This is a genomic window from Lederbergia sp. NSJ-179 (genome assembly GCF_022867885.1).
In the GTDB taxonomy this organism is placed as follows: Bacteria; Bacillota; Bacilli; order Bacillales; family Bacillaceae_C; genus Lederbergia.
Genome location: NZ_JALIFP010000002.1, coordinates 50,726 through 62,018 on the forward strand (window position 1 = coordinate 50,726; position 11,293 = coordinate 62,018).

Below are 11,293 nucleotides of genomic sequence, written 5' to 3' on the forward strand. Positions count from 1 at the left end.
CGTATAGAGAGTGAGAGATGAAGAGAAAGGAAAGATATGATGAGTTTAAAAAGGGGTTTTACTTTTATAGGGATGATTTTGGGCGTTATTGTATTGGCTTTAGTTGCTCTCACATCGTGGTACACAGTCGATGAATCTGACCAAGCTGTTATGATTACATTTGGGAAAGCAGATCAGACGATAACGGAACCTGGTCTTCATTTTAAATTACCGTGGCCAGTGCAAAATGTTAAAAAATTGGCACGGGAAACAAAAAAATTAGATTTTGGATTTAAAGATGTCGATGGGGACAAAAATGAAACTAAAATGATTACAGGAGACGAAAATATTGTTTTGGCTGACCTTGTCGTGCAATGGAAAATTACGGAGCCAGAGAAGTATTTATTCAATTCCGCTAATCCAGAAGAAATCCTCTATGATGCCACTTCTGCTTCTTTAAGAAGTATTATTGGCAGTTCCAAAATCGATGATGCTTTAACAACAGGGAAAGCAGAAATCGAAGGGGATGTTCGTGATTTGCTTACGAGTTTATTAGAAAAATATGATATTGGTATTTCAATTTTAGCTGTAAATTTAAAAGATGTTGAATTGCCGAATGAAGAAGTTCGTAGTGCCTTTACGGCAGTAACCGATGCTCGAGAAACGATGAACACGAAAATTAATGAGGCGCAAAAATATGAAAACAAACGGATGAATGAAGCAGAAGGTGAAAAATCTGCTATCATTTCAAAAGCAGAAGGGGAGAAGGCAGCTAGAATAGAAGCTGCTCGAGGAAGCACTGCCGTGTTTAATTCCTTATACAAACAGTATAAATCAAACCCTGATATTACCCGCGAGCGATTAACGATTGAAACGCTCGAAGAGGTACTGCCTGGAGCAGACATATATATTATGAATGATGACGGAAACACTTTAAAGTATTTACCGCTAAGATCCATGGAAAAAGAAAGTGAAAAGCCGCCTAAAAATAATGAAATTGATCAAGATCAAAAACAAAAGGATCAGTCAGACGCAACGAAAGAGGAGGAGAATCGCAATAATGAGTAAAAATGTCATCGATATGGATGAACGCCGCTCTGTCGAAAAAGAATGGCGCAAGTTCACAAAAATAGGTTTGTTTTTCATTGGTTTGATTATCCTCCTCGTTTTATTTTTTACAAGTGTGTTTATTGTCCATGAGGGGGAGTATAAAGTGGTTAGGCAGTTTCAAGAGGTAGTTGGGGTAAAAACGAAACCAGGATTGGCCTTTAAGATTCCGTTTCTCCAAACCGTCTCAACTCTGCCAAAATATCAAATGACCTATGATGTTTCCCAAGCAGAAATTAATACGAAGGATAAAAAACGAATTATCATTGATAATTATGCTGTATGGAAAATTGATGACCCGCGCAAAATGATAACCAATGCGCGAACAGTAGAAAATGCTGAATCACGAATGGAGGAATTTATTTATTCGGTTGTTCGCTCTGAACTAGGACAATTAGGCTATGATGAGATTATTAATGATGAGAAATCCTCTCGTGGAAGTTTAAATGATCGGATTACGGAGCGGGTTAATGATCTATTGGCCAGAGATGAGTATGGGGTAACGGTTGTCGATGTACGAACAAAGAGAACAGACCTCCCCGAGGAAAATGAAAAATCTGTTTATACAAGGATGGTATCTGAGCGGGAATCAACAGCTCAGGAATATTTATCTAAAGGAGATGCCAAGAAAAACGAAACCATGGCCAAAACGGATCAAAAGGTAAGAGAAATGCTTTCAAAGGCAGAAGCGGATGCTGAAGTGATTCGAGCTGAAGGAGAGGGAGAGGCAGCGAAAATATATAATAAGTCGTTCTCCAAAGATCCTGAGTTTTATAATCTCTACCGAACGTTAGAATCCTATAAGAAAACGATTGGCGAGGATACCGTCATTATCCTTCCATCTGATTCACCATATGCTCGTTTGCTTATGGGGTATACGAAATAATCGTAAAGGGGTGATCCTAGCTTTAGGACCACTCCTTTTCCTTTTTCTCTGCCTTCATGTAAAATAGAATTATCAGTGTGTGTTCAAAAAGGAGGATAAAAAGGACCAAGAAGTTCAAGGCGGCGCAGTTTCGAGCAGCGGACTTGCACAGGATGTGCTGACTTCTGCGTTGCCCACAGGACGTGGGCGGTTTTAGCAGAAGATCCCTATCCTAATACATGAGCAGCGGAGAAACAAGCCAACGAAGAAATTCGCTTATGTCTTTTTACCGAACTTTTTGAACATCTTCTAGAAAATTGGACGAGTCAGCTTCCAGAGGAGGTTTTATCTTGAAGAAAAAATTAATGTTGATTGACGGAAATAGTATCGCCTACCGCGCCTTTTTTGCTTTACCGCTTTTGAATAATGACAAAGGGGTCCATACGAATGCGATTTATGGCTTTACAACCATGTTAATGAAAGTATTAGCGGAACAAAAGCCAACCCATATTCTAGTGGCCTTTGATGCTGGTAAAACAACCTTTCGCCATTCTACTTTTACCGAATATAAAGGCGGAAGACAAAAAACACCCCCTGAGTTATCGGAACAATTCCCTTTTTTACGTGAATTGCTTGATGCGTACGGGATTCAACGGTATGAGCTAGAAAACTATGAAGCGGATGACATCATTGGGACTTTGGCGACAAAGGCTGAGAAAGATGATTTTGAAGTATTAGTTGTTTCGGGTGATAAGGATTTAACCCAACTAAGCACCGACAAAACGACTGTAGCGATTACACGAAAAGGGATTACGGATATTGAGGCGTACACGCCTGAACATATTTATGAAAAATATGGCCTGAAACCTAGCCAAATCATTGATATGAAAGGTTTAATGGGAGATCAGTCTGATAATATTCCCGGGGTCCCAGGGGTAGGAGAAAAGACAGCCATTAAGCTTTTAAAGGAATTCCATTCACTTGAAAACTTATTAGAACATATTGATCAAGTAAGTGGGAAAAAACTGAAAGAAAGGTTAGTAGAGCATAAGGATCAAGCCGTGATGAGCAAAGAGCTTGCAACAATTATGAAGGAAGCTCCTGTGGAGGTTTCCATTGATGAATTGCTTTATGAAGGCTATGAACCGGAAAAATTGACCGCGGTTTTTAAAGAGTTAGGGTTTCATTCCTTACTTGATAAGGTGGAGGGAGCCGAAGAAATCGAAGAGGAGGAAGTAAAGGAAATTTCCTTCGAAATCGTTGACTCGATCACAGAGGATCTTTTTACAGATGAAAGCTCCTTTTATGTGGAAATAATAGACGAAAATTATCATACGGGAGAAATTATTGGCTTTGGTCTTGCTACACAAAACGGGAATTATTATATACGGAGGGACACAGCATTACAGTCAGAAATATTTAAAAACTGGGCGACTGATGAATCGAAGAAAAAACGGGTATATGATGGGAAACGTTCGATTGTCTCGTTAAAATGGCATGGGATTGATTTAAACGGAATCGATTTTGATTTATTACTTGTCTCCTATTTATTAAATCCTTCTGAATCATCGGTTGACTTTGCGGGTGTTGCGAAGCGTCATCATTATACGGATGTTCAAACAGATGAGGCTGTTTATGGGAAGGGAGCAAAAAGGAAAATCCCGGACGAACAGGTAGTGGCTGAACATCTTGCCCGTAAGGCAGTGGCAATTCAGGCTTTATACGAAGAGTGTGTGAAGGATCTGGAAGAGAATCAACAAACAGATCTTTTTTATGAATTGGAATTGCCGCTTTCGCTGATTTTAGCACAAATGGAATATACGGGTGTAAAAGTGGATCTATCAAGACTTCAAGAAATGAAAGTCGAATTAACGGAACGTTTAAATGAAATTGAAGCACGCATTCATGATTTAGCCGGAGCAACCTTTAATATTAACTCTCCGAAGCAATTAGGTGTCGTTTTGTTTGAAAAATTAGGTTTACCCGTTTTAAAGAAAACGAAAACAGGTTATTCCACTTCAGCGGATGTATTGGAAAAATTGGAACAAGCCCATGAGATTATTCCAGAAATTCTTCACTACCGTCAGCTTGGAAAGCTGCAATCCACGTATATTGAAGGGTTATTAAAGGTCATTCATAAAGATACAAATAAGGTTCACACAAGATTTAATCAGGCGTTAACCTCAACGGGAAGGCTGAGTTCAACCGATCCAAATTTACAAAATATACCGATCCGCTTAGAAGAAGGACGGAAAATAAGACAAGCGTTTATTCCATCAGAAGAGGATTGGGTTATTTTTGCAGCCGATTATTCGCAAATTGAATTACGGGTTTTAGCAGAAATTGCCCAAGATAAAGGGCTTCAGGAGGCATTTCAGCATGATATGGATATTCATACAAAAACAGCTATGGATGTTTTTCATGTGCAGGCAGATGAAGTGGATGGGAATATGCGAAGGCAAGCAAAAGCAGTCAATTTCGGGATTGTATACGGAATTAGTGATTATGGCTTATCACAGAATTTGGGAATTACAAGAAAAGAAGCTGGGAAATTTATTGATCGGTATTTAGAAAGTTTTTCAGGAGTCAAACGTTATATGGAGGACATTGTGCAAGAGGCAAGAGAAAATGGCTATGTATCGACACTCCTTCATCGTCGACGCTATCTTCCAGAGATCACAAGCCGTAATTATAATATTCGCAGCTTTGCGGAACGGACTGCGATGAATACGCCAATACAAGGAAGTGCAGCAGATATTATCAAAAAAGCGATGATTGAAATGGCTGAACGACTGAAAAAAGAAAAATTGAGAACACGCCTATTACTACAGGTGCATGATGAATTAATCTTTGAAGCGCCTAAAGATGAAATAGAACAATTAAAAGAAATTGTACCCGAAGTAATGGAACATGCCCTTGAGCTGTCGGTTCCGTTAAAAGTGGAGTACTCTTACGGACCTACTTGGTTTGACGCGAAATAAAGTAGAGGGTCTCGTTGTTTTTAACGGGAAGAAAACACTAGAGAATAAACAAGGGGAGAGAAATATGCCCGAATTGCCTGAGGTAGAATCTGTACGAAGATCGTTAAGTGAATTGGTTACGGGGAAAGAAATTAAGAAAGTAACGGTTCACTGGCCAAAAATAATTAAACATCCATTAACCTATGAGCAATTTCAGGATGCTCTACAAGGTCAGGTCATTAGAGAGATACAGAGACGAGGAAAGTTTTTAATTTTTCAACTGGATGAGTATTCCTTAGTATCCCATTTACGGATGGAGGGGAATTATAGTCTCCAAGATGAAAAGGATGAGCCTGACAAGCATACCCATATTCTGTTTCATTTTATGGATGGATCGACTCTTTTTTATCGGGATGTGCGTAAATTTGGAACGATGCATTTATTTGCAGCAGGAACAGAAAATAATGTGTTGCCATTGGCCAAATTAGGGCCAGAGCCTTTTTCGGAAGAATGTACATTAGCCTATTTACAAAAGAAATTAGGTAAAACCGATCGGCTGATCAAAGCTGCTTTATTGGATCAAACGATTGTGACAGGATTAGGAAATATATATGTCGATGAAGTGCTGATTCGATCCCGGATTCATCCTGAACGAGTTTCCAAAACATTAACAAAGGATGAAATTTTGACCCTTCAGAAGGAGATGAAGGAGACTTTACTCGAATCGATAGAAGCTGGGGGTAGCTCTGTTCATTCGTATATGAATTCCCATGGTCTTAGTGGTACGTATCAGGAAAGGTTAAAGGTATATGGTAGAAAAGGAGAGCCCTGTCCGTTTTGCGGTACTTTGATTGAAAAAATAAAGGTTGCGGGGAGAGGAACTCATTTTTGCCCGGCTTGTCAAACGCCTGAACCATGAAAGAAATGTCGATAGGGGTAAGACCCACTTAAATATTTTAACCTCCTATGCCTTTTTCTCATATAATGCTTTAGCCACTGTTGATATGGGGAAGGTGTGAGGTTATGGGCTTTTCATTATCACTCCTGTTACTGGCGATCGCTATTAGTCTTGATAGCTTTAGTACAGGAGTTGCCTATGGATTACGTAAGATGCGGATTCCTTTTAAATCATTATTGATTATTGCTCTTTGCACGGCGGTATCTCTTCTTACGGCAATGTTTGCAGGTAGTATGCTTTTACATGTTTTATCTCCAGATGCAGCCAATCGAATTGGCGGGATCATCTTAATTATGATCGGTGCCTGGGTGATCGTGCAATTTTTTCGATCGGAAAAGGATCACCAAGAGAAAGAAGAAAAAATGGTGGTTCATTGGGAAATTAAATCATTGGGTATCGTGATTCATATTTTGAAGAAACCGACAAGGGCAGATTTTGACCTTTCTGGGACGATTACAGGAATTGAGGCTTTCCTCTTGGGAGCTGCCTTATCTTTGGATGCTTTTGGAGCAGGGATAGGAGCAGCGATGTTAGGCTATTCACCGTGGCTTCTCGCTGGTTCTGCAGCTTGTATGAGTGGTATTTTTCTAAAAACAGGCCTACAAATGGGCAACTTTTTCTCCAAAACAAACTGGATCCATCATTTTGCCTTTATGCCAGGTGTCTTGTTGATCTTGATAGGGATATTAAAAATTTAAACTAGGGAATGGAAAGAGGCGGAAATTTTGGTAAAGATGATCGGTTTAACAGGTGGAATTGCAAGTGGCAAAAGTACAGTATCGCATCTGTTTAAGAATAAAGGCTTTACAATTGTAGATGCAGATCTGGCTTCAAGAAAGGTTGTCGAGCCAGAGCAGCCGGCTTACAAAAAAATCGTGCAGTTTTTTGGCGATTCCATTCTTTTGTCGGATCGAAGGTTAGATCGGGAAAAACTTGGATCGATCATCTTTCACAATGAGAACAAACGCCAAACATTAAATGCAATCGTTCATCCTGCGGTTCGGGAGCAAATGGAAAATTGGAAGAATGATGCGATTGCTTCTGGAAAACAGACCATTATTTATGATATTCCTTTACTGTTTGAAAGTAAATTGACCAATCTTGTTGAAAAAACATTGGTTGTATTTGTAGAAGAACAAATACAATTGAAAAGGTTAATGGAACGAAATGGGCTGTCTGAGTCAGACGCTCTCGCACGAATGGCCTCTCAAATGCCACTACAACAAAAGGCCAAACTTGCAGATGCCGTGATTGATAACAATGGACCGATTGAAAAAACGCAGGAGCAAGTAGAACGTATCATAAAAGAATGGAAACTCCATCCGTAATGGATGGTTTTCTTTTTTTGCAAGTAAATCCCTTTTTGGTTTTTACCCGCAAATTAAGGTATAATAATAGAAAAGAATGTCGAACGGAGCTGGTACGATGAAATGCCCGTCTTGTAAACATAATGGCACCCGAGTTGTAGATTCAAGGCCAGTCGATGATGTGAGAGCAATTAGAAGAAGAAGAGAATGTGAAGAATGTTCTTATCGCTTTACAACCTTTGAGAGAGTGGAAGAAACACCTTTAATTGTTGTGAAAAAAGAGGGAATACGAGAGGAATTTAGTAGAGAAAAAATATTAAGAGGACTCATTCGCGCTTGCGAAAAACGGCCAGTATCCCTTGATCAACTGGAACAAATCACCCATGAGGTTGAGAGGGAGATACGAGCACTAGGACAAGCTGAAGTGAGCTCTGATCTTATTGGTGAGAAAGTCATGGATAAATTATCGAAAGTCGATGATGTAGCTTATGTACGCTTTGCCTCTGTTTACCGCCAATTTAAAGATATAAATGTTTTCTTGGATGAATTAAAGGATCTAATCAAAAAAGATTGATGAAAGTGTGTTTGTTTTGAAACCATACTGGAATGAAATTCAGCCGATTGATTCTTTTACTGTGAAGATGAATGGCCTATTGCATCAACACGATCAAAAAGTGATTGATTCTTTATATCAACCGCTCATTGGACCGTTCAGTACGGCCTTATACTATACTTTATGGAATAGAGTGCAAGAAAATAGAATTTGGTCCGAAGAATTGAATCATTATCATTTAATGAATTTCTTTGATTTAAACCTAGAAGAAATCTTTCAAGCCCGGCTAAAATTAGAAGGGATCGGGTTATTAAAAACGTATGTAAAGACGAATGGAGATACTCGCTCTTATTTATATGAATTACAGCCGCCTTTATCGCCAGAAGGTTTTTTCACAGATGGAATACTAAACATCTATTTATACCAAAAGATAGGAAAATCCCAGTTTTTAAAATTAAAACAATTGTTTACAGATGAAAAAGCCGATAAGAGCGAATATAAAGAATGGACGCGTTCCTTTCAAGATGTTTTTGCCTCTCTAGGTTCAGAAGCTCTAATAGATAAGGAAGCCCATTTAGCTAGTCAACCAGATGAGAATCACGAGTTGCTAAATAGGCAAGAGCCCAATCTAATTAAAATTGGCGGGGACCATTTTAATTTTGATCTATTATACGCTGGTTTATCAGAAATCATGGTACCTAGGCGTGTTTTTACACAAGAGGTAAAGGAAGCTATTTCCAAGCTCGCTTATTTATACTCGATTGATGCTGTCAATATGAAAAATATTGTCTTAGCTAGTTTAGATGCCGATCAAACGATTCATATAGAAGACCTGCGAAAAGAGGCACGCAATTGGTACCAATTAGAACATGATAATCAATTGCCACAATTGGTTGATCGTGTTCAACCAGTCTATGCAAGAACAATAACCGAACCGCAAACAAAAGAGGAAAAGCTGATCTTCTATTTAGAATCTGTTTCTCCAAGACAATTTTTGATTGATTTAGCAGATGGTGGAGAGCCAGCATTATCAGATTTACAAGCGGTAGAAGATGTTTTGTTTTCACAAAAGCTTTCTCCCGGGGTGATCAATGTATTGATCCATTATGTCATGTTAAAAACAGATATGAAACTTTCTAAAAATTATATGGCGAAAATTGCTTCTCACTGGTCCCGGAAGAAAATCAAAACCGTGAAGGAAGCAATTGATTTGGCTAAAAGTGAACATCGTCAATATCAACAATGGGCGAATGAACGGAAAACATCGACTCAAAAAAGAAATAAACCGATACGCACAGAGAAATTACCAGATTGGTTTATGGAGCCGCAGGGGGCGGAAGAAGTTGTGTTGGACGAGAAACAGGAAGCCAAAAGAAGACGATTAGAGGCGATCCAACAGAAATATCGTAAAGAGGGAGGCGATCGGAATGGAGCAAATCAATAAAACGTTAGGAAGACTATCTCGGTCCCCTCATTTTCAAAAGCGATATGATCAACTGAAAATGGAAGTATTGTCTAACCCTGATGTTCAATCTTTTCTAATGGAACATCAAGCAGGCATGAGTGAACAAATCATTGAACAGAGTTTAATGAAACTTCACGAATATGTTTCACAGACAAAAAGATGTACGAATTGTACTGGTTTAGGAAGTTGCCAAAATATGATGTCCGGTTATGAACCTGTCCTCACATTTGAAAATGGAAAAATGGATCTCTTTTATCGACCATGCCCAAACAAAATAAGGGAAGACGAACGGCGGAAGACAGAGAAATTGATTAAAAGCATCTATGTGCCAAAGGAAATCTTACAGGCTACATTTGCCGATTTTTCTTTGGATCATCCTAGCCGCGATGATGCATTTGAATTTGCGGAACGATTTGCCTCCACCTATCAACCTGGGACAAGAATGAAAGGCTTGTATTTACATGGAAAATTTGGCGTTGGAAAATCCTATTTATTAGGGGCGCTGGCTAATCACCTTGCCGAACAAGGAATATCCTCTTTAATTGTGTATGTGCCTGAATTCTTTCGGGAAATGAAACAATCCCTTGGTGACCATACGTTGAATGAGAAATTAGAGATCGTCAAAAATGCTCCTGTTCTTATGTTGGATGATATTGGGGCGGAGGCCATGACAAGCTGGACAAGGGATGAAATTCTCGGTTCGCTTTTACAATATCGCATGCATGAGCAGCTTCCCACTTTTTTCAGTTCCAATTTTGACTTCGAAGCTTTGCTGCATCACCTCACCTACTCCCAGCGCGGAGAAGAGGAAAAAATAAAAGCTGCCAGAATTATGGAAAGAATTAAGTATCTCGCCTCCCCCATTCAATTAATCGGTCCTAACAGAAGGCACGGATAAGAGGCTGGGACAAAAGTGTTTCTATCAAAAGAAAAATCCGAACAAACTAAAAACTATGGTTGGTGGATATCATCCGCTGCGGAAATATACTTCGCTTTCCGTGGGCGGCTGGTGAGCCTCCTCGTGCTGACGCACTGCGGGGTCTCACCGATGCCTTTTCTCCCACAGGAGTCTACGTATATTTCCTCCGCTAAGGTAGAGCACTGTTCGTCTTTAAAGTCGGACGTTTTGTTTTGTCCCAGCCTCTTTTTTATGACGCTAAGATCCGCTCAACCGAGCATTTTGCCACTTTTTATTTTTCATAGGTCTAGTCCCACTGAAACTTCATATAATGTACCAATGCGGAGTAAAGGGGGAGCAGGCTTGGAATTAATGTTCAAATCCATTAAAGAGGCAATCCGCTTGAAGTCTTTCTTAGCAACCAATGGCTTGCAGGATTCCTTTCAGGAAAAACGGGGCCGTTATATATATTCATTTCAACCGATTTTCTCAAACAAAGATCAATACGTATCTGCTCTTATTCAATATATCCAGAAAGTGAAAAGAAATGAATGGGTTGATTATGTTCTTCAAAAGAACTATAAGTACGAGAATGAAGATGAACGGCATGATATTATTGAAATTGTGACACAGATGTTTAATGGTGAAAGAAAAGAATTAACCGCTTTAACCGGAGTGATTGAGGAAGAAATACTCATTAAAGAAGCAGTGGTCGATTTACTTGATTTTAAGGGAGCCGTTGCTTTCGATTCCTTCTTAAAATTTCGTTTAAGGGAATATTTTAAACATGTCACTACGTATTTGGGAGTGGCCATTGATGAATATAAAATGGAACAAGATTATCAAGTCTTTGTTCAAACATTAAGGGATTACTTGCAAGGCCGTCATACCAAACAATCCATTGTACATCTTATTTTAGAGAGACCTGTAACTTTTTATGATGATGCTTTGGAGGAAATGACACAAGAGAAGATCAATGCCTTACTTGATCCAAGGCTTCTATCCAATCATCCCGTTTATGTGGATTCTGCCGTTATCGCTCCACTTCTTTCCATGGCACCAAATAAAATATTTTTATATACAGAAGACGAGGATCAGCCGCTAATTAGAACGTTAAAAAATATTTTCGAAGAAAGAATGACTATTTTTTCATCCAGTTATTTCTATCAATTATCAAAGACATCTGATCAGCACTCTTGAT

10 protein-coding genes are annotated in these 11,293 nt (G+C 39.1%); all 10 read left to right on the forward strand.

Features of this window, described 5'->3' with window-relative positions; genetic code table 11:
• The first annotated feature begins 36 nt into the window (after window positions 1-36).
• Complete coding sequence (hflK, locus tag MUB24_RS02270) at window positions 37-1,047, forward strand: FtsH protease activity modulator HflK (RefSeq protein ID WP_244700691.1); 1,011 nt, start codon at window positions 37-39, stop codon at window positions 1,045-1,047.
• The gene (gene hflC, locus MUB24_RS02275; protein WP_280516842.1) at window positions 1,040-1,972 is read left to right on the forward strand and encodes a protease modulator HflC; all 933 of its coding nucleotides are present in this window, start codon (window positions 1,040-1,042) and stop codon (window positions 1,970-1,972) included. The genes hflK and hflC overlap by 8 nt, the downstream gene beginning before the upstream one ends.
• A 329-nt stretch (window positions 1,973-2,301) precedes the next feature.
• Window positions 2,302-4,932, forward strand: coding sequence for a DNA polymerase I (polA, locus tag MUB24_RS02280; protein ID WP_244700692.1), 2,631 nt, complete (start codon window positions 2,302-2,304; stop codon window positions 4,930-4,932).
• A 64-nt stretch (window positions 4,933-4,996) separates the two neighbouring features.
• Complete coding sequence (gene mutM, locus MUB24_RS02285) at window positions 4,997-5,830, forward strand: DNA-formamidopyrimidine glycosylase (protein ID WP_244700694.1); 834 nt, start codon at window positions 4,997-4,999, stop codon at window positions 5,828-5,830.
• Between the two features lie 104 nt (window positions 5,831-5,934).
• Complete coding sequence (ytaF, locus tag MUB24_RS02290) at window positions 5,935-6,567, forward strand: sporulation membrane protein YtaF (RefSeq protein ID WP_244700696.1); 633 nt, start codon at window positions 5,935-5,937, stop codon at window positions 6,565-6,567.
• 27 nt (window positions 6,568-6,594) lie between these two features.
• Window positions 6,595-7,197: a dephospho-CoA kinase gene (gene coaE / locus MUB24_RS02295; protein ID WP_244700698.1), complete on the forward strand. Its 603-nt coding sequence runs from the start codon at window positions 6,595-6,597 to the stop codon at window positions 7,195-7,197.
• Window positions 7,198-7,294: 97 nt separating this feature from the next.
• Window positions 7,295-7,750, forward strand: coding sequence for a transcriptional regulator NrdR (gene nrdR, locus MUB24_RS02300; protein WP_244701133.1), 456 nt, complete (start codon window positions 7,295-7,297; stop codon window positions 7,748-7,750).
• A gap of 7 nt (window positions 7,751-7,757) precedes the next feature.
• Window positions 7,758-9,173, forward strand: coding sequence for a replication initiation and membrane attachment family protein (locus MUB24_RS02305; RefSeq protein WP_313898417.1), 1,416 nt, complete (start codon window positions 7,758-7,760; stop codon window positions 9,171-9,173).
• Entirely contained in the window at window positions 9,157-10,092 is a 936-nt protein-coding gene (dnaI, locus tag MUB24_RS02310) for a primosomal protein DnaI (protein ID WP_244700703.1), read from the forward strand. The genes MUB24_RS02305 and dnaI overlap by 17 nt, the downstream gene beginning before the upstream one ends.
• A 372-nt stretch (window positions 10,093-10,464) precedes the next feature.
• Window positions 10,465-11,292, forward strand: coding sequence for a putative sporulation protein YtxC (locus tag MUB24_RS02315; RefSeq protein WP_244701135.1), 828 nt, complete (start codon window positions 10,465-10,467; stop codon window positions 11,290-11,292).
• Window position 11,293: the final 1 nt, after the last annotated feature.